This is a genomic window from Staphylococcus sp. MI 10-1553 (genome assembly GCF_010365305.1).
Taxonomy (GTDB): Bacteria; Bacillota; Bacilli; order Staphylococcales; family Staphylococcaceae; genus Staphylococcus.
The window spans coordinates 196,042-216,889 of record NZ_CP048279.1; the positions used below are offsets into that span (position 1 = coordinate 196,042).

9 protein-coding genes and 1 pseudogene are annotated in these 20,848 nt (G+C 38.3%); 6 read left to right on the forward strand and 4 right to left on the reverse strand.

Features of this window, described 5'->3' with window-relative positions; translation table 11 throughout:
* Positions 1–1,198 precede the first annotated feature (1,198 nt).
* The 4 genes and pseudogenes from GZH82_RS14405 (at position 1,199) to GZH82_RS00885 (ending at position 13,505) form a co-directional block, all read left to right on the forward strand.
* Entirely contained in the window at positions 1,199–8,719 is a 7,521-nt protein-coding gene (locus tag GZH82_RS14405; RefSeq protein WP_162680895.1) for a Rib/alpha-like domain-containing protein, read from the forward strand.
* 228 nt (positions 8,720–8,947) lie between these two features.
* Positions 8,948–9,229 carry a hypothetical protein gene (locus GZH82_RS00875; protein ID WP_162680896.1) on the forward strand — a complete coding sequence of 94 codons (282 nt, stop codon included), beginning with the start codon at positions 8,948–8,950 and terminating at the stop codon, positions 9,227–9,229.
* A 287-nt stretch (positions 9,230–9,516) separates the two neighbouring features.
* Complete coding sequence (locus tag GZH82_RS00880; protein WP_162680897.1) at positions 9,517–12,648, forward strand: DEAD/DEAH box helicase; 3,132 nt, start codon at positions 9,517–9,519, stop codon at positions 12,646–12,648.
* A 146-nt stretch (positions 12,649–12,794) separates the two neighbouring features.
* Positions 12,795–13,505: pseudogene (locus GZH82_RS00885) on the forward strand (methyltransferase domain-containing protein).
* 83 nt (positions 13,506–13,588) lie between these two features.
* Here the strand turns inward: GZH82_RS00885 and GZH82_RS14090 are convergent.
* The 3 genes from GZH82_RS14090 to GZH82_RS00895 all read right to left on the reverse strand — a co-directional run bounded on the left by GZH82_RS14090 (position 13,589) and on the right by GZH82_RS00895 (position 16,546).
* Positions 13,589–13,927 (reverse strand): MFS transporter, encoded by a 339-nt coding sequence (locus tag GZH82_RS14090; RefSeq protein ID WP_343236281.1) that lies wholly within the window; start codon positions 13,925–13,927, stop codon positions 13,589–13,591.
* Complete coding sequence (locus tag GZH82_RS00890) at positions 13,912–14,829, reverse strand: MFS transporter (protein WP_238989604.1); 918 nt, start codon at positions 14,827–14,829, stop codon at positions 13,912–13,914. Before GZH82_RS00890 ends, GZH82_RS14090 begins: the two co-directional genes overlap by 16 nt.
* A 109-nt stretch (positions 14,830–14,938) precedes the next feature.
* Entirely contained in the window at positions 14,939–16,546 is a 1,608-nt protein-coding gene (locus tag GZH82_RS00895) for a PucR family transcriptional regulator (protein WP_162680898.1), read from the reverse strand.
* Between the two features lie 142 nt (positions 16,547–16,688).
* On the opposite strand from GZH82_RS00895, the gene allW reads away from it, so the two are divergent.
* Both allW and allB read left to right on the forward strand, forming a co-directional pair.
* A complete protein-coding gene (gene allW, locus GZH82_RS00900; RefSeq protein ID WP_162680899.1) occupies positions 16,689–18,146 on the forward strand; it encodes an allantoin permease in 1,458 nt (485 codons plus the stop codon).
* Positions 18,136–19,500, forward strand: coding sequence for an allantoinase AllB (gene allB / locus GZH82_RS00905; protein WP_162680900.1), 1,365 nt, complete (start codon positions 18,136–18,138; stop codon positions 19,498–19,500). The genes allW and allB overlap by 11 nt, the downstream gene beginning before the upstream one ends.
* A gap of 94 nt (positions 19,501–19,594) precedes the next feature.
* Here the strand turns inward: allB and GZH82_RS00910 are convergent, their stop codons facing one another.
* Positions 19,595–20,839, reverse strand: coding sequence for a M20 family metallo-hydrolase (locus GZH82_RS00910; RefSeq protein ID WP_162680901.1), 1,245 nt, complete (start codon positions 20,837–20,839; stop codon positions 19,595–19,597).
* Positions 20,840–20,848 lie beyond the last annotated feature (9 nt).

The following is a 20,848-nucleotide window of genomic DNA, read 5'->3' on the forward strand; positions in this document are numbered from 1 at the left end:
GATTTTTATCACATTTGATAGTTACATATTCTATAAAAAGAGTAAATTAACTTAACCAAACGTTTACAGTTTCATTACAAAATGATTGATTTTCTGTATAGAGTCAATAAATGCACAATGAGTTAGTTAGCAAAACTTATCAAAATAGGTCGCAAACAAGCGCTATGACCCATTAAAACGGACATAGTCAACTATTTTGACTATTAAATTTTTAAAGAAGAAAGGAACATATTCAACTATATGTATCATTTGAATGAAGAATAGCGTTGTACCAATGTTTATGCTATTTTTTCACCTAAAAACAAGTGGTATAAAAATGATACCACTTTGTTCAACAGTACAATCTATATGTTTTCATGATTTTTCATAGTGATTTTACGCAACGCTTGTCCTGATTGAGTTGGTCAGACCAATTCACTGAATGGGAGAGGCGTTTTTCGTTGTGAACTAGTGAAAACGTTTATCAAATATTTATGACATTTGTAGTTTCGGTGTTAGAATGGCGAAAGTTGTATGAAAGCTTTTCAAATATTTAAGGTTGATTATATTGTGAATGGGTCCATTCAGTGATCTATAGAGAGTAAACTTGGTAATTTGTGTTTGAGCAAATTAACAAAGATATCACTTTTTTAGAGAAAATAATATTTTTTTGTTACTTCGGTTTCATTTCCGTATGAATATGAAAAGATATTAAATTTAATTGCACAATCTTCTCTGTTTGTATTTGCAATTTGTTGGTACGTATATGCGCTTATGTTCAAATGGTTTGTCATAAACATAGTGTATTTACGTTCGTATAAAAAAGGATTTAAAACTACTGCGATATACTGTGCACGCATATATTCTCCTATTTATGAAAGTTAAGCATAATAAAGACTATAAATGTTAAAAGATTTTTTTAGATTTTATACATATAAATTATTTTTTGTAAATAATACACTCTTAAAAATAATTTATATTGTTTATCACTAGAGTTTGAAAAATATAAAGTGATAAAAGTCTATTTATGTTTAAAGTTTTATATTAATATTTTGAAAACCATACATTTTTAAAATTACAAACCAAAATAAAATACTATATTTAAAATATAGTAACACCTTAGTGAAAATTTTAAAAAATCTTTAGTTGTACAAAGTAATAGTTTGTTATATCGTTTAGCTGCAAGTGAATTTAAAATATTTTAGGAGTTGATAATTTCATGAACAAATCAAAAGAAAAACATTTTAACTTTTTGTCAAAACGTCAAAATCGGTATGCCATTCGTCGCTTTTCAGCTGGTATCGCTTCAGTGCTTGTCGGTACTGCTTTATTTTTCGGTGCCCATACGAGTGAAGCATCTGCTGCGGAACAAGATCAAACATCTGAAGCAAAGCAAACACCCCTTGATGCTTCCGATACTTCGGACACTTTAACAGAGACGAACGAAAAGGCAGCACAAGCTCCGACAACAGAAACAAATCCTTCAGTTGAAGAAATGAATCATAAAGAAGCAACTGTAAATGGACAATCAATAGCATCATCACAAACCGCAGAACAAAGTAATGAAGCAAAACCAACAGAAATGCCTACCAATGACACAGAAAACACAACCGAAGCCCCTGTGAAAGAACAAACGAAAGACGCACAAGCCACTGACGAAAATATCGATGTCACTCCGAAAAATGATACTGAACTACAAGCAAATAATGAAACATCAACTCGTAACTCTAAAACAGCAGAAGAAACGACAACTGAAGAATCAAAAACCGAAGCATCTACAAAAGAAAATGTAACCGAAGAAAAAACTACAAAAGAAACACCTCAAGAAGATACATCTCATAGCGAAGAAGTGTCTAAAAATGAAAAGCGCACAATAGAAAAGCAGGCAACAGAATCTTCGGCAAGTGAAAAGTCTACAACAGAAATGCCTACGCATCAACTAGAATCTCCATCTACAGAAATTCCAATAGATCAAACTCAAATGAATACAAAACAACCACAAACAACAGAACAACAATTTGAAAAGATATTAAAAGAAACAAATTTCGACAATATGGATCCAGCTACAAAAACACTTTATTTAGAACTTCTTAAAGATTATGCTGACAAACAAGATACGCTCAAAACAGCCGCAACAGTGAGTACGAGAAATAGACCTGAGAAAATCGCTGCACCTAAAAAGAGAACATGGTCAAGTGATGTCGTTCCAGAAAATGAAGTAGAGATACTTGCAGATGCAATCGCAAACGGTTATATCGGTTCTGCCACAGATGCGACGAATGCGGCACATACGTTGTCAGGTCGTGCATGGGTGTTCGGTCACGGTACACCGGCAACAATGGCAAACGGTTTAAAACCTGTTCCAGAAGGCACAAAAGTTCACCTACAATGGATAGATACAGATGGTGCAACTTCACCCATTTATACTGCGAAAACAACGAACAGACTCAGTTCTGTAGACGGCAGTCAAATGGGACCTGGCGCGTATGCATTTGATTTACGTGATGGTTGGACAGATGCAAATGGAAAACACCACTTATACAGTGCGGTAAAAGGTCAACGTTATAAATTGTGGATTGACGACTTCGAAACTAAAGATGGCAATGTCAATACGATGTTACGTGTATCAGGAGGCTTTCGCCCAGGAACGTTTGTTGATTCAGTAACGTATAATAATATGGGGCAATTCCCGTTAATTGGTACGAATATGCAACGTACAGGTATCTTTATGACAACGATTCCTTCAAAAAAATATTTAACTGCAAAACACGTCGTTACTGATACAAAAGGTGCGACTGCTAATCCAGCGGTGACAATGATTGAAGACGATTTTGTCAGTGGTAAAATTTGGGTTGAAACAGGTTATGGGGACTATGCCAACTCTGCAACAGGTCCAAACTATAATATGAAAGATGTTGCTGCAAATGGATACAAAGTGGTTATGACATCATTAACAGACCAAGGTGCTAAAGCGTATGATACGCAAGTGAATCATTTGCCAGAAAAAGATCGAGCAGAAGCAGCACGCAAATTATTAACGGCACATCCGGAATATATGTCAGTGACTGTGGAAGGGACAACCAATAAACGTGGTGAATACACATTACGTTTCCCTAAAGGTACATTGAATAAAGACCATCTTTACGGTTACGTGTTAAGTCCAGACGGTGAAATTGTAACAAGTTATTCAGGCTTTACTTCACCAGAGTTTCGTAGACCGAATTATGATTTAGCAACTGCACCACAAACGGCACCGTATTACAGACCGATTCGAAACGCTTGGAACAATGTCAACTTTGCGGTTGTTGAAACGACACAAACGCAAATCAATATTACAAATTTTGACGTGACATCTAACCCTGCACATCGTGGCCAAACAGCATACGTTAATATCACAGATATGCCTAACACTTCATTACTGACACGAGTACAATGGAAAGATTCATCAGGCAAAGTTGTTCAAGATAGTGGACCTGTGACTTCGGAAAAAGCAGCTGAAAGTAAAGCGAGATTTGTGATTCCGACTAACGCAAAATCAGGTGAAGTGTATACTGTACAAATGGTGGTAGGTGGCCATGTTATAGCTACGGATTCACTTATTGTACATGTCAATGAAGATGCAGCGAAATATCATCCAGTCTATCCATCGACAACAGTGGAACCGGGTCAAAAGGTAACCATTCCAACACCTAAAAATGCAAACGGTCGTCGATTACCGAACGGCACAACTTTTGAAAAAGGTCATCATGTCCCTAAATGGGTAACAGTGAATCATGACGGTTCGATGATAGTAAAACCTGGAGAAAAAGTAGAAGAAGGTGATTATGATATTCCAGTGATTGTGACTTATCCAGACGGTTCTAAAAATACAATTCTTGCACCTGTGACAGTTCAAGAAAAAGAACCAATGGCATCGGAATACGAACCAACAAGTGAAGGCGTAACGAAAAAATACGGCACACCAGTAACATCGGATGACGTGACAAATTCAATTCACGTTCCGAACTTCCCGGCAGAAGGGGAGCAACCAGTCGCAACGGTAGACGACGAAACACAATTACCGGACGGCACAACAGAAGGTCAAGTAGATGTCGGCGTAACGGTCACATACCCAGATGGAACAACAGACCATATTACAGTGCCGGTAGTAACACAGAAGCAACCAGATGGGGATAAATACGAACCAACAAGTGAAGGTGTAACGAAAAAATACGGCACGCCAGTAACATCAACTGATGTAACAGATTCAATTCACGTGCCGAACTTCCCGGCAGAAGGGGAGCAACCAGTCGCAACAGTGGACGATGAAACACAATTACCGGATGGCACAACAGAAGGTCAAGTGGATGTCGGTGTAACAGTCACATATCCAGATGGAACAACGGACCATATCACAGTGCCGGTAGTAACACAGAAGCAACCAGATGGGGATAAATACGAACCAACAAGTGAAGGTGTAACGAAAAAATACGGCACGCCAGTAACATCAACTGATGTAACAGATTCAATTCACGTGCCGAACTTCCCGGCAGAAGGGGAGCAACCAGTCGCAACAGTGGACGATGAAACACAATTACCGGATGGCACAACAGAAGGTCAAGTGGATGTCGGTGTAACAGTCACATATCCAGATGGAACAACGGACCATATCACAGTGCCGGTAGTAACGCAAAAACAACCGGATGGAGATAAATACGACCCGACAACAGGTGGAGTAACGAAACCATTCGGCACGCCAGTAACATCGGATGACGTGACAAATTCAATTCACATCCCGAACTTCCCGGTAGAAGGGGAGCAACCTGTGGCAACGGTAGACGACGAAACACAATTACCGGATGGCACAGTAGAAGGTCAAGTAGATGTCGGCGTAACGGTCACATACCCAGATGGAACAACAGACCATATTACAGTGCCGGTAGTAACGCAAAAACAACCGGATGGAGATAAATACGAGCCGACAACAGGTGGAGTAACGAAAAAATACGGAGAGCCAGTAACATCAACTGATGTAACAGATTCAATTCACGTGCCGAACTTCCCGGTAGAAGGTCAACAACCAGTCGCAACAGTGGACGATGAAACACAATTACCGGATGGCACAACAGAAGGTCAAGTGGATGTCGGTGTAACAGTCACATATCCAGATGGAACAACGGACCATATCACAGTGCCGGTAGTAACGCAAAAACAACCGGATGGAGATAAATACGAGCCGACAACAGGTGGAGTAACGAAACCATTCGGCACGCCAGTAACATCGGATGACGTGACAGACTCAGTGAAAATCCCGAACTTCCCGGTAGAAGGTCAACAACCAGTCGCAACAGTGGATGACGAAACACAATTACCAGACGGAACAGTAGAAGGTCAAGTAGATGTAGGTGTAACGGTCACATATCCAGATGGAACAACGGACCATATCACAGTGCCGGTAGTAACACAGAATCAACCTGATAATGAAAAATATGATCCAGTGGCAACGGGTATCTTGAAACAATTTGGTGATCCAACGACAGCGGAAGACGTTACGAAATTAGTGGAAGTTCCATACTATCCGGAAGATAAAGAACAGCCTAAGGTCACAGTAACTGACCCAACCACTTTGCCAGATGGACAAACACCAGGTAAAGCGGATGTTGATGTAACAGTGACATATCCAGATGGAACAACCGATCATATTCAAGTTCCTGTTTGGACGAATAAACAACTAGATAAACACAAATACGAGCCAACAACAGGTGGAGTAACGAAAAAATATGGTGTGCCAGTAACATCGGATGACGTGACAGACTCAGTGAAAATCCCGAACTTCCCGGTAGAAGGGGAGCAACCTGTGGCAACAGTGGATGACGAAACACAACTACCGGATGGCACAACAGAAGGTCAAGTAGATGTAGGTGTAACGGTCACATATCCAGATGGAACAACAGACCACATCACTGTGCCGGTAGTAACGCAAAAACAACCGGATGGAGATAAATACGAGCCGACAACAGGTGGAGTAACGAAAGCATTCGGCACACCAGCAACATCGGATGACGTGACAAATTCAATTCACGTTCCGAACTTCCCGGCAGAAGGGGAGCAACCTGTGGCAACGGTAGACGACGAAACACAATTACCGGATGGCACAACAGAAGGTCAAGTAGATGTCGGTGTAACGGTCACATATCCAGATGGAACAACGGACCACATCACTGTGCCGGTAGTAACGCAAAAACAACCGGATGGAGACAAATATGAGCCGACAACAGGTGGAGTAACGAAACCATTCGGCACGCCAGTAACATCGGATGACGTGACAAATTCAATTCACGTTCCGAACTTCCCGGTAGAAGGTCAACAACCGGTGGCAACAGTGGATGACGAAACACAATTACCGGATGGCACAACAGAAGGTCAAGTGGATGTCGGTGTAACGGTCACATATCCAGATGGAACAACGGACCATATCACAGTGCCGGTAGTAACACAAAAACAACCAGATAATGAAAAATATGAGCCAACTACAACAGGTATTACAAAAGCTTATGGCGTCCCAACGACAGCAGCTGAAGTAACAGGTTCAGTTCAAATCCCACATTTCCCAGTGGATGGAAAGCAACCTGTTGTGACAGTGAATGATCCAAGACAATTGCCAAATGGTAAAAAAGAAGGTCAAATCAATGTTCCTGTTACAGTGACATATCCAGATGGTACAAAAGATCTCATGACAGTACCGGTTATTACAGGTAAACAAGCAGAAAATGAAAAATACGAACCAATCACATTAGGCGTAACCAAAGATTATGGTGACCCTACAACTGCAGCTGATGTGACAGATTCAATCCAAATACCAACATATCCAGTAGGTGGACAACAACCAGTCGCAACAGTGGATGATGAAAATCAATTACCAGATGGAACAACAGAAGGTGAAGTGGATATTCCTGTCACAGTGACGTATCCGGATGGTACTCAGGATCATATCACTGTCCCAGTATTTACAAATCAACAACGAGATAATCAGAAGTATGAACCGACAAGTGAAGGTGTGACCAAAGATTATGGCGTTCCAACAGGTGTGGATGATGTGCTAGATACAGTCACAGTACCGAATTACCCAGCTGATCGCGAGGAACGTCCTGTGAAAACTGTAGATGCGCCAGACCGATTACCAGATGGTACGACAGAAGGCCAAGTCCTTGTCGGTGTGACAGTGACATATCCAGACGGTTCAAAAGATTATATTAAAGTGCCAGTCGTGACAAACCCACCGACAGATAACGTAAGATATGAACCTACAACTCAAGGTATTACAAAGCCATTTGGTGAACCAACAACAGCAGATGATGTGACAGGGGCGGTTAAAATACCAAACTTCCCAACAGATGGCGAGCAACCTGTTGTCACAGTCATTGATCCAAGACAATTGCCTAATGGTAAAAAAGAAGGCCAAACGAATGTCGGTGTAACCGTGAAATACCCAGACGGCACAACAGACTACTTTACAGTTCCAGTTGTGACAAATAAGCAATCAGATAGCGATAAATATACACCAACAACTGAAGGTATTACGAAATCATTCGGCATGCCGACAAATGCAGATGAAGTGGAAGATGCTATACAGATTCCAGGCTATCCAGAAGATGCGGAACCGCCTGTTGTGACAGTAAAAGACCCAATGCAATTACCAGATGGCAGTGTAGGTGCAACAGTAGATGTCGATGTGACAGTGACATATCCAGACGGTACAACAGATGAAATAAGTGTTCCAGTCACAACAGCAAGTTCAGATGATGGTGGTGGTAACGGTTCAAGCGGTTCATCAGCGGGAGGATCAGTGCCAGGCTCTAATGGTCCAACAGTTAGACCCTCTATCCAATTGACGGGGTTGAAAGGCTTTGTACCGCATTTCGCAGGACCAACAGACCATCATCAACAAGCAGATAGTGATAAGTACAGTCCAACAAGTGAAGGTGTAACGAAAGCACACGGCACACCAGTTACAGTGAGTGATGTGGAAGATTCTGTGTCCATTCCGAACTATCCAACTGACGATGCACAGCCTACTGTTACAGTAAAAGATGCATCACAATTACCAGGTGGCACAACAGATGGGACAGTAGATGTCGATGTTGAAGTGCACTATCCTGATGGCTCAACAACAGCGCTCACAGTACCCGTGACGATTGGAAGCGCACCGACGATTCAATTAGAAACAACTGATTCAAGTGGTGTTAAATCAACGCTAACAACGGTTGACGGAGTAGATACGCAAACAGAAAAAATATCAACAACGAAAGATGACACACCATCAGCAGACGACGTAACGACAGTCGCTCAAGGTCATGAAACAGATGCATCAGCAACGAAATATCAACGACCAGTGCGTGATAAAGTAGTCACAATCCCAACAGTTGCTCATGGCTCAAAACAAGCAAATCATGATGATGAAAATACATCACATGCATCAAACCAAACAAATGAGATGACTGAAAAAGTTACGCCTGTGACTACAACAGCAGCAAGTGTGGCAAATGGCGATGTTGTTCCAACGCATCTCGCTGCTGCACCACATACTCAAGTAACGCAAGCTGTAAGAACTTCAACTGAAACAACAGCTAAAGAAGAGGTGAAGCAATTACCAGAAACAGGTGAAAACAAGAAACAAGCAGGTGCATTATTAGGTGGATTCATTGCAGTGATTGGTGGTTTACTAATATTCGGTAGACGTCGTAACGAAAAGAAAGACTAATCCTTTGATTCACGTATATTTATTGATAAAGGCTTGTCCTCGTTCGTGAGGGCAGGTCTTTTTTTAAATCAGTATCATCACTCTGGATATTTTAAATGATAATATATGCATAAGTTAGTAGTTTTATGAAATATAGTTTACTTATTACATTTATTTTATTTATAATAGTTTTGATAGAGATGATTTCATTCAGCCAAATAGAGAAAAAGAGAGATTGGAGTGTATGAAATGAGTTATGCTGTAGGTATTAGTTTTACAATTTTAATTTTATTAACAGGTCTATGGTTTATTATTTTTAACCGCCATCAACCTATTATTTTCTTTTTTCCAGAAAAGGCACGTACGAATATATTAACAGGAAGATCTTTTCTAGTTTTAAGTTTGGTTTATTTTATCATTGTCATCATTTTACCCGTACGCATCTCGACCATGTTGTTACTTTACATAGGTTTGACGGCGTTGGATTTAATTGTCATGTACATATTATTGAAACTAGAAGTGATTGAATAATGAGCAATATGTGAGACGGCTTTGTGTGAAACAAGGTCGTTTTTTGTGTGATGTTTCACGTGAAAACTTACGGGTGAAGTAAAAGAAAGAATAAGTGATTTACACAAATGAGGTCATATGAATGAAATCGGATGTGTGGCATACATTAACAAGTGTGAGAGATACATGAAAGATATAAAGTGGTGACGCCATATGACTGGTTATATGATTCCAATAAAAAGTATAAAACCCCTAGTATTATTGATAAAATATAAGTGAATATTAAGACAATTTTGGAGGTTTATATAATGGTCGAATTAGTGAAGAATACACTGTCAGCTTGGTCATTATTAGAGACGTTACAACCTGGCACCATTGAAGATATCAAAACGTATTTAAATAAAGATATTTTTGTGCAAAATGAACAACAAAAGAAAGTTCACGATTTCACTTCATATTATACAATTTGGGAAGATCAAAGGTTTCAATTAAAGGAAGATTTGAAAAGTAAAAGTAAAATACAGTTTCAAATGTACCGCTTTAACTTTAAATTTGGGGAAGTTGAAAAGCTATTGCGAAGTATGTTCAATGATGAAGAAGTATATAATGTCGATCAAACAGACTGTTATGGTTATACGTTTATGGTAGATGATAAAGGAAACGTGCTCATTGAAACATTACATGTGCCGATGCTGATGAGCGCACTTGCACAAATTAAACAAAACAAAGGTGCAGATATTGAAGCGATATACTTTGATCATTTTGAGAAATTTAAACATAAATGTGAAGAAGTGCTTGGCAACAATCCATTAGATAAGGAAAAGATATTACAGTTAGATGAATTATATCGTCATTATTTTGAAGTTTTGATATCCGAACGTTCAGGATATTTCAATCATGCGATTGCAGTACACCACATTGAAAATGACAAACAGAATAATGAATTGAACAGTTTTTATATTTCGGATTTAGAAATGGCAAAAAATAATCCAAATGAGACACTCAAACAGTATATCCACGGTTTAAATGATAATGATAGAAATGTCATTGATGAAAATAGAGCGTTGATAGAACAGTATTTAGAACCTCAGAATTATCCTGATGGACGATGGCCGTCATTAGTTGAACACAGACTGTCACTGATGCAACAAGTAGCCGTCAATCAAATTACAAGTGATGCTGATCAGGTGAGCTCTGTGAATGGTCCTCCTGGTACGGGGAAGACGACATTGCTTAAAGATATTTTTGCGCATCATATTGTTGAAAGAGCGAAAACTTTTGCTGAATTGTCACGTCCTACTGATGCTTTTGTATACAAAAAAATTCATGAAACAGACCAATATGCGACTGCTTTTCTGAATCATCAACATACACTGTTCAAAATGGTTGTAGCATCAAGCAATAATGGAGCGGTCGAAAATATTTCTAAAGACTTGCCAAAGTTGTCCGAAATGATTAGGGATGGAGAAAATACACAATTTCCGCATTATGAAGCGGCATATCAAGAAGTTGCACATCAATTAGAATTGTTTAAAGACATAGCTGAAAGACTGATAGGAGAACCAGCTTGGGGATTGTTCTCAGGTGTATTCGGTAAAAAGGCAAATATTGATAAAGTAATGGCACAGATGATATCAGATAGCGAAAGTCAACCATTGAACAAGTTGTTAATTAAAACTTTGAATCCGACTGAAATAAATAAAGAATGGAAAGAAGCTAAAGCAGCATTCGAAAAAACATTAGCAAAAGTCACATCGTTGAAGGAAGAAATTTCGCAAGGTGTCCAACTTTATAAAAATATGCAGCAGCAAGCGAGGCAGTGTCAAAATGATATTATTTTACGTGATGAATATCAAACAAAAATCAATCAATTTGAAAGTGTTGAAAATCTTGAAAATGACAGGAATGATGTCGTCAAACAGATTGAGAAGATTGAAAGCGATAAAGCGGATATTGAACAGTTGATTCAAGCGATGAAGGCAAACATGTCTTTAATGGAAAAGGTTAAAAATAAATTTTCTGGTAATGAACAAGTTGAAGCTTATCGAACTGAAATTGAAGCGTTATTAATGAAAAAAGTAGCATTGAACAAACAGAAAACAGCTATAGATGAAGCTATCAATGAGTCTAAACAGCTGTTTAAAAGTTTACAAGAAGAGAAAAATCAAGTTGACGCACGACTGAAAGATTATGAATTGTCTCAAGAGGCTTATTCGACATTTGTAGAAAAACATCCTGATATTCATACGCCAAGTGATGACTTTTGGGAAGATACCAACGATGCATACCAAGCAAGACAAGAAAAAGTTTTATGGACTTCTGATGCATTACAATTTCATCGAGGCATGTTGTTTTTAAACGCGATGGTATTACATAAGTTGATTTTAGTAGGCAATGCAAAACAAATTCAATCCGGTCTTTATGATTTTCAAAGACGTTTTGAATATATGGTGTCATCGCCTAGTAAAGTAGAAAATGCATGGAATGTGATTCATCTTGTTTTTCCTGTGATTAGTACGACTTTTGCGAGCTTTAGAATGATGTATCAAACGATGCCTAAAGATTTTATTGACTATCTTTTTATCGATGAAGCGGGTCAAGCCGTTCCTCAGGCTGCAGTGGGCGCAGTTCAACGTTCAAGGCATATTGTAGCAGTAGGTGATCCTATACAAATTGAACCGGTAGTCACGCTCGACAAAAATTTAGTTGATTTAGTGAGAAAAGCTTATGATGTGCCAGAAAGACTTGTAAGTGTAGAGGCTTCTGTACAGACACTTGCTGATTATGCCAATCGTTATGGCTATTGGAAAGAAACGCAAAGCCATAAACAATGGATAGGGATACCCTTATGGGTGCATAGAAGATGTTTAAATCCTATGTTCACAATTTGTAACAAAATTGCATATGAAGAAAAAATGGTGCTCCCTCAGTATATTAAAAATAATGAGCAAAAAGGCGTGATAGGCAAAGTATCGTGGTTAGATGTAAAAGGTAAAGCGAATCCAAAGCAATATGTCAAAACGCAAGGGGAAGCAGTCGTTTCTGCGCTGTATCGAGATTGGGAAGAAGCATTAAAGAAAAATCAATATCCACCGAGTGTTTTTGTCATATCGCCATTTACTCAAGTGAAAAATGAAGTGATTAAATTAGCTCGAATCAAATTAGCAGAACAAATGCCTAAAGAGATAGGTCTTTCGGAATGGTTGACGTCATCCATTGGGACAGTGCATACTTTTCAAGGTAAAGAAGCGGCTAAAGTGTATTTTGTGACGGGGACAGATGAAACACAAAATGGTGCGATTAAATGGTCATGTCAAAAACCAAATTTAATTAATGTGGCGGTAACACGTGCAAAAAAGGAATTTATTATTGTAGGGGATAAAGCTCGTATCAGTGAATTTGATTATTATAAGACAATCGATGAAGAGAAAAACGCATAAGTCAACGAAATAAACAGTCGTAGCTTCAAATGTTGCGACTGTTTATTGATGCTTACCTATGAATGAGGTTGTCCATCACCATCATTCGAGAATGTCTGCTATAATATGGAGCGTTAAGAAAAGTATCGAAATCAGGGGATAAGAGAATGCAAGGGCGTAATGATTTTATCGAGAGATTGCTTGAAAATGCGGGTGTTACAACAGGTATGCGACGGATGAAGTGACGCAAATGGTGGCGAAAATCGTTGGTGAGACAGGTGAGGTCATTGGTGTAGATATGAATCGAAATTTATTGGATATTGCTGAAAATAACAATTACGCGCCCCATGTTCAATTTATAAAGGCAGGATCTTTATCAAGTTCCTGAATCACTCGGTCAGTTTGATGTGATATTGGGACGTCGTATTTTAATGTATTTGCCAGATGTTCCCAAAATATTAACTCTATTGAAATCGCGATTAAACTCGAAAGGTATTATGTGTTTTCAAGAAAGTGACACGATCAATGGGGATGTTGGTGCGGAATCATTACCGGAACATCAACAGGCGATTCAACGTGTGTGGTCAACGATTCAACAGGGAGGTAGCGATATGCATATCGGTCAAAAATTGTACTATCTGTTTCTACAAGCTGGTTTGACAGACGTCCATGTGCATGCGGAAGCCCTCATTCAAACGTCTGACAACAACGTTTTACAGTGGTTGACAGAAATGATGTTGCCAAGAATGGTTCAGCATAACATCGTGAGCGAAGACTTCTCCCTAGATCAATGGAAGCAAGCGATGGATAGAGATGCAAGACAGCATCAGGCAGCCTTTATTCGTGACATGCCTTATGGAATTTTTGGAAGAAAATGATTTCATGCTATATCAACCTAATCTAACTAATGAAAAACGAGCATCGATCTAATGACGGGTCTGAATGCTCGTTTTTAATATTATTACGCATGTGTCTGTTGTTCATCCTTACGCAAAAGAACTACAAAAATAAAGAGAAGTGCAGCAACAACTAATAAAATAGCTGAAATGTAAAATGCGATAACCTTTGAACCTGTCATATCTCCAATGAGACCTGTTAACCAAGGCGCAACAACAGACGAAGACATGCCAAAAAAGTTAAACATTCCAAGTGCTTTTGCAACAACGTCTTCTTTGACAGAATCAGATACGTACGTTATTAGCACAGGATCAATCGCCAATTTGCCAAGTAATCCATAAAGAATAAGTGCGATATAGAGAACGATTGGTGTAGGTGAAAAGACTGTTAAGCTAATTGTAATCGCAGCTGCAAATAGTAAAAAACGATCAAATTAAGACGTTGGTGTGCATTTTTGTCAATATACTTTGAAAAGATTAATGCGCCAGGTACAGCTGTAATAGCTACGATAGCTGCAACATAACCAACAGACGATTGTTCAAAGTTCTTTTCGGCGACTAAAAATGACGGTAACCAAGTGACAATCATGTAATAGCCGTAACAAGTTGCAAAATAAACGAAATAGATGACGAGTTGTTTCGGTGCAAACAAACTCACCTGTTGGGTTTCTGTTGATACAGTATGATGTGTCTCTTTTGCCTGTTGAGTTGATGTTTGTGATTTATCGCTTTTGATAAATAAAACGAAAACGCATGTGACTGCTAAAATAATGATGCTAGTCATGTATAGCATATAGTTCCATTGGATATTTAGTCCACCCACTAATACAGATGACCCTACTAAACCGATAATCATACCTAAAGCAGAACCGCTGTTAATGATGGCGTTGGAGAAGCTCTTTTTATCTTTCGGTGTATATTTGGCTGAAAGTGAGAAAGCTGCGCCATAATATGAACCTGTAGAAATCCCTGCAACTAACGCCCCTAAATAAACTTGTGTAAGTGTATGTGCAGTTCCGATGATAAAAGCTGCAATCGCAAATCCTAAGAATGCTGGAATTAACACTCTTTTTTGACCGAATTTATCGACAAGTGCGCCAGATGGAATTTGCATTCCGGTGTAAGCAAAGAAATATATACTTGCGACGAGCCCAATCTGAGAGTCGCTTACATTGCCGAGATCACTCTGGATTTGCGGATAAATTGGTGTTAAGACAGTACGATAAATCCATATCGCAATCCAACCGAGGACAAGAGCTATAATAATTTTTTTATAATAGTTAGCGTCTGTCATCTGCTTATTCATAATGATTCCCTCCTGATTTTTCTTTAATTCTAGTTTACTAGTATCTTAGGAGAGAAAAATTGTTGGAAACTATAAAAAACACTTTTCTTTTTGTGAAATTCAACAAATTTTACATGGTAATATGTTCAGAAGTGTAAATTGCAATGCGGATATCTAATGAATTTTTAGGGTGTGTGACATCCATATTAAGCAATTCTTCACATTTCTTGATGCGATATTTAACTGTATTCCGATGAATAAATAAAATATTAGCCGTCTGTGTAATGTCGCATTGATGTTCTACAAATGTTTTCAAAGTTTTTTTCAATTCTTGATCTTTAGGGTTATCTGGATAGGCTAATGGACCTAAAGTATACGTGACAAATGGACGTAGCTTATCTGTTGGTATCAGTTGGAGTAGCTCTTCAACATTTTTCGATTTGTAAGTATTTAAAAACTCTTTTTCTTCTTTTTCTACGTACGTATCATAAATGTCATTGGCTTCTACAAAAGACATAGGGATTTGTTTGAAGTCTGTTACCTCATGTCCAATACCGAATGAAATGGTACTGTTGAAGTGCTTTTGATATTCCTTTTGTAAAAAGCGACAATAGTCTAAATAGTATGTGTGCCTTTTTTGTAGTAAAATGGCGTATTTATTTTGATCATTGAGACCAAAGACACTAATATCGTTATCTAAATCTGTCAACATACTGTAAAGCCAATCAAAAGTGAGTTGATGACGCTCCGATAAATAAATACTATTTTCGACACCTTCTTCTTTGTCGACACCACAAATAATGACTTGATAATAATTAGAATGCTTTAAATTATAACGTTTGAAAAACTCTGGGTTCATTCTCATATCAATAGGTGCAGGATCTTTACTGTACATTAAAGAAGTGAAAAATTGGCTGCTTTCATGTTGCTCTGTTGCTCGAATCTTACTGTTTTTATAAATTGCAAAACTGAGTGTATTGATTGCTTGTTCCAAAGCTAAATGGCTAAAAGGATAACTTAACGTATAAGCTTTTGAGATTAGTAAATAGTATGGAAAATATTTGAAAGCAGGAACTTCTAAAACGACATAATCACGTTGGAAGTCATGCTCATTCTCTAATTTTTGCTCAAGATACGTATTATGAAAGAATTTTAGTGCTTGCTGTGTGGCTTTCTGATCATTCTCAAAATGTCCACCTTTTGATTCAACTAAATGAAACGGATTAATTAACAGGACAGGGACTTTTAACATTTTTGCCATTTGATGAATCATGGTAGAAACAGGATACTCATTGATAAGCATGCGATTCATTTTTTGTTGAATATCTAAAGCATAGTATAGCTTTTCTGTCTCTTCATCAAGTATAAAAGATGAAATATGATGCGTGAGCGGTCCGAGTTTCCAATGTGAAGGAATCTCAATCAATGGAAAATTTAATTCATTCGCAAAATCTATGACCTCTTGATCTAATTTTTGTAAAAAGCGAGACAATTTTATTGCGAGCCCTGCTATAGGAACGTTATGAAGTTCACGGATAAAGTCAATGAGTGCACGTTGATTGTTTTGAAAAATCATCCCTGTTGTTAAGAGTAACGCATTTGCTGTTGTATAGTTCATGACGTCAGGCGTTTCAGTAATATCCACACTTTCTACAATACGATTTAAATCAGCCTCATCATTCAAAACGGATAACCCCGAAAATTGCTCCACCTGTAAAATGTCCTCTAAAGTTGCCATTGAGACACCACCTTTGTATAAAATAACTAAAAAAATATTTGTTTATGTCAAAAGTGACAAAGAATATTCATTGCTTCAATAGTACACTAATTTTTGAAAGATTTGTATACAATCTTGAAAACTTCATAAAAGGGGGATCATCATGGCTTTGCATCAGTATGACCCAACATTCTATGAGCAACGTGGTTACAATAAAGATATTATGCCCAAAGGCCCCGAGCAAAGAGATACTTCAGCCTTTAACTTTTTCACATTGTGGATGGGTGCTGTGCATAATATTCCGAACTATGCAGCTGTAGGTGGTTTTTTAATACTCGGTCTTTCGCCGTTACAAGTCATGTTTGCACTCGTTATTAGTTCGCTATTAATTGGGATTTTACTTGCGGTGAATGGGTATGCAGGTTCCAAATATGGAATTCCATTTGCGATTCACTTGCGGTTAACATACGGTGACATCGGTGCAAAATTACCTGGTATTTTACGTGGTGTTATTGCAGGGATAGCGTGGTTTGGTTTACAAACTTTTGCAGGTTCTGTTGCATTGATTATCGTATTAAACAAAATTTTTCCTGGTTTTTCTGACATTGGCGGTGGACATAAATTTTTAGGTATTACTGTATCAGGGTTTATCGCATTCATGCTCTTCTGGCTAATTAATTTTGCAATTGGATTTGGTGGCGGAAAAATTCTCAACAAATTCACAGCAGTGTTAAATCCACTCATTTATATCATTTTTGGTGGAATGACGATTTGGGGAATCAAAGCAGGTGGAGGATTTTCCAACATTTTAAATTATGAGTTGTCAACAAACGGTAGTACAGCTTATCCGGTATTGTTAGGATTTTTTATCGTATTTAACTCATTACTTGCTGTATGGGCAGCACCTGGTGCGAGTGTTGCAGACTTTACTCAACGTGCAAAATCAACAAAAGCACAAATTATTGGCCAAATTTCGGGTGTCATTGTGGCACATGTGTTATTCGCGTTTTCAAGTATTTGTATTCTTATCGGTGGTTCGATTTTTTATGGCAAACAAGAATGGAATATTTTAAACATTATTGAACGATGGGATAGTAACATTGCAATTGTATTTGCTGTAGGGATTTTATTGATGACAACGATTTCTACCAATGCGACAAGTAATATTATTCCAGCTGGTTATCAAATTAGTGCACTTTTCCCTAAGAAAATTTCATACCGTAAAGGTGTTGTGATCGCAGGGATTGTTAGTATATTAATTATGCCGTGGAAGATGATGGAAAATAATGATAGTATTTTTCTCTTCTTAAATATGATTGGCGCTATTTTAGGTCCAGTCGCAGGGGTTATGGTTTTTCATTTCTATGTTGTCGCTAAGCAGAAAATCAACTTAGAGAAATTGTATTTTGATATGAATGATGTTTCAAAGAGTGTTCAACGTTTTAATATGAGCGCTTATGTTGCAACGATTATCGGTGTGATTGTTTCATCTTTGGGATTCATACCACAACTTGGGATTATCGGACAATTATCATGGTTTATAGGTTTCTTTATTGCAGGTCTTTGTTATCTTGCACTTAATCAAATGTTAAGAAGAAAAGGTGATTATGATGAAATTTGATTCAATTATTAAAAATGGTCGTGTTATTTTACAAGATGGAGAAGCAAATGTAGAAATTGGAGTTAAAGACGGTGTGATTGCGGCGATTGGTCAGGAATTGGGAGATGCTGATACAATTATCGATGCTCAAGGTCATATCGTATCACCAGGTATGGTAGATGCGCATGTTCACATTACAGAACCAGGTGGTGGCTATCGTGACGAATGGGAAGGCTATGAAACAGGCACACGTGCATCTGCAAAAGGTGGTGTGACAACAATTGTCGAAATGCCACTCAACCAAGTCCCTGCGACAGTGGACCACGAATCTATTCAAGCTAAATTTGAGGCTGGAAAAGGTAAGTTGTCTGTCGATGTTGCAAGTTATGGTGGTTTAGTACCGTTTAATCTAAATGGTGGAATTCAAGAGTTAGATCAAGACGGTGTTGTTGCATATAAGTGTTTTGTAGCAACATGTGGCGATCGTTCAATTGATGGTGACTTTATGAATGTGGATGACTATTCACTATATGAAGGTATGAAACAAATCGCTAAAACGGGTAAAATTTTATCTATTCATGCTGAAAATGCAGCGATTACAGATGCGTTAGGCCAACAAGCTTATGAAAATGGGGAAACAACTATGGCAGCTTATGTTGACTCACGTCCTGTATTTACAGAAGTTGAGCCAATTCGTAAAATTATTTTATTCGCGAAAGAAACAGGTTGTCGCGTACACATTGTACATGTTGCTTGTGAAGAAGGTGTGGAAGAAGTGAAAAAAGCACAGGCAGAAGGTGTAGACATCACTTGTGAAACATGTACACATTACCTTTATTTTTACAAAGAAGAATTAGATGAGATAGGACCGGTTGTGAAATGTTCACCGCCAATTCGTGAAAAATCGCGTTTAGAAGGTATGTGGCAACGTGTGCTAAATGGTGATATCTCGTTTGTAACATCTGACCATTCTCCATGTACACCTGACCTTAAAGATAAAGACAATGCATTTGAAGCGTGGGGAGGAATCGCCGGCGTACAAAACAATGTAGATGTGCTCTTTGATGAAGGTGTCAATAAACGTCAAATGTCATTGCAACGTTTTGCAGAAATCATTGCACACAATCCAGCAAAACGCTTTGGCTTAACAAATAAAGGAACAATTCAAGTTGGTAAAGATGCGGACTTTGTATTTATAGCACCGAATACATCTTACACGTTACAAGCTCAAGATTTGGCGTATAGACACCAAATCAGTCCTTATATCGGTCGCGAAATTGGTGCACGTGTTGTGAAAACAATCTTAAAAGGTCATGTGATTTATGACATTGAAACAGGTTTGAGTGACGAAAAACATGGTGCATTCATTTCATAATTAAGTTGTAGGAAATAAAAAATAGCACGGTGAGTTATCTGTTGAAACGTCAAATGTAGAGAGGTTTCAATTGGATGGGCTCACCGCGCTTTTGTTAAGAATTCAATTGTGTTGTTTTATAGCTTAACTGAAGTGCTGTTTGTATAAGTACTTCAACACCTATTCGTATCTGGTCATCTGTCACACTTTCATCTGGTGAATGACTAATGCCTTTTTCACAGGGGATAAAAATCATACTTGTAGGACAACATTTTGCTAATTGCATAGCATCATGTCCAGCACCGCTAAATAAATATTGATATGTTATCTCATTTGTTTGACAAATAGACTCAATCATCTGGCCGATAGGTTGTGATAGATGTGTTGGTGTCTCCTCGGTTAATGTAGTTAAAGTGTAAGTGATATCGCGTTGTTGTGTCGTAGTTGCAATTGCTTGTTCAATAGCAGTAGCTGCTTCATCACGTGCTGTCGTATCAATACTACGTAAATCAACGAACAAGGTTGCTTCACCTGGAATAGCGTTCATCGTATTAGGGCGAATGTCTATATGTCCCACAGTTGAAACTAGTCCGCTTTCTTGGTAGTGCTGACCAATTGATTCAATTTGTGTAATGATTTCAGCTGCGCAAGTGAGTGCATCTTGTCGCATCATCATAGGTGTTGCCCCCGAATGACTGGTTACGCCTTGAAGTGTCAGTTTAAATCTTTGAGGTGCTGCAATATGTGTGACTATGCCAATATCAGTTACCGTTTTTTCAAGAACAGGACCTTGTTCAATGTGAAGTTCAACATAAGCTTTCGGTTGAGGTGTTGTTGAGAAATCAGCAGCTTGAGTCGTGACAGTTTCTTGTACCGCTTCATATAAAGTCTTTCCATCTTGATCAGATAACTTTTCCATTTCTTCTTTTGAGAGATTCCCACAATAATAACGACTTCCAAGTGTTGCTACATTAAAGCGTGCAGACTCTTCACAAGTGAATGCCACAATCTCAATGGGATGATCGGTTTCAATTTGTTGATCATTTAAGTAACGTACAAATTCTAATGCCCCTACAATACCTAGTAATCCGTCGTAACGTCCACCTTCTGGAACGGTATCGATATGTGAGCCGATAAGAACCGGCGGCAAGTCTGGATAGCGTCCCTCACGTCTTGCGATAACATTGCCGATCCCGTCAAAATGCACCTTTAGGCCTTCTTCTTGGCAATACATGGAAAATTTAAGAGCTGCTAAACGCTCATTGTGAGTAAAAGCAAGTCGATTAATGCCTTTTAAAGAGGTGCTCAAACCTAAATTGTTAAAACTATTAAGCGTTTTTAATACACGAGTTAATTTCATATCAACACT

Bases quoted from the DNA above. Each gene is read 5' to 3' on its own strand.
- GZH82_RS14405 (WP_162680895.1), top strand. From the start codon at position 1,199: ATGAACAAATCAAAAGAAAAACATTTTAACTTTTTGTCAAAACGTCAA.
- GZH82_RS00875 (WP_162680896.1), top strand. From the start codon at position 8,948: ATGAGTTATGCTGTAGGTATTAGTTTTACAATTTTAATTTTATTAACA.
- GZH82_RS00880 (WP_162680897.1), top strand. From the start codon at position 9,517: ATGGTCGAATTAGTGAAGAATACACTGTCAGCTTGGTCATTATTAGAG.
- GZH82_RS00890 (WP_238989604.1), bottom strand. From the start codon at position 14,829: ATGAATAAGCAGATGACAGACGCTAACTATTATAAAAAAATTATTATA.
- GZH82_RS00895 (WP_162680898.1), bottom strand. From the start codon at position 16,546: ATGGCAACTTTAGAGGACATTTTACAGGTGGAGCAATTTTCGGGGTTA.
- allW (WP_162680899.1), top strand. From the start codon at position 16,689: ATGGCTTTGCATCAGTATGACCCAACATTCTATGAGCAACGTGGTTAC.
- allB (WP_162680900.1), top strand. From the start codon at position 18,136: ATGAAATTTGATTCAATTATTAAAAATGGTCGTGTTATTTTACAAGAT.
- GZH82_RS00910 (WP_162680901.1), bottom strand. From the start codon at position 20,839: ATGAAATTAACTCGTGTATTAAAAACGCTTAATAGTTTTAACAATTTA.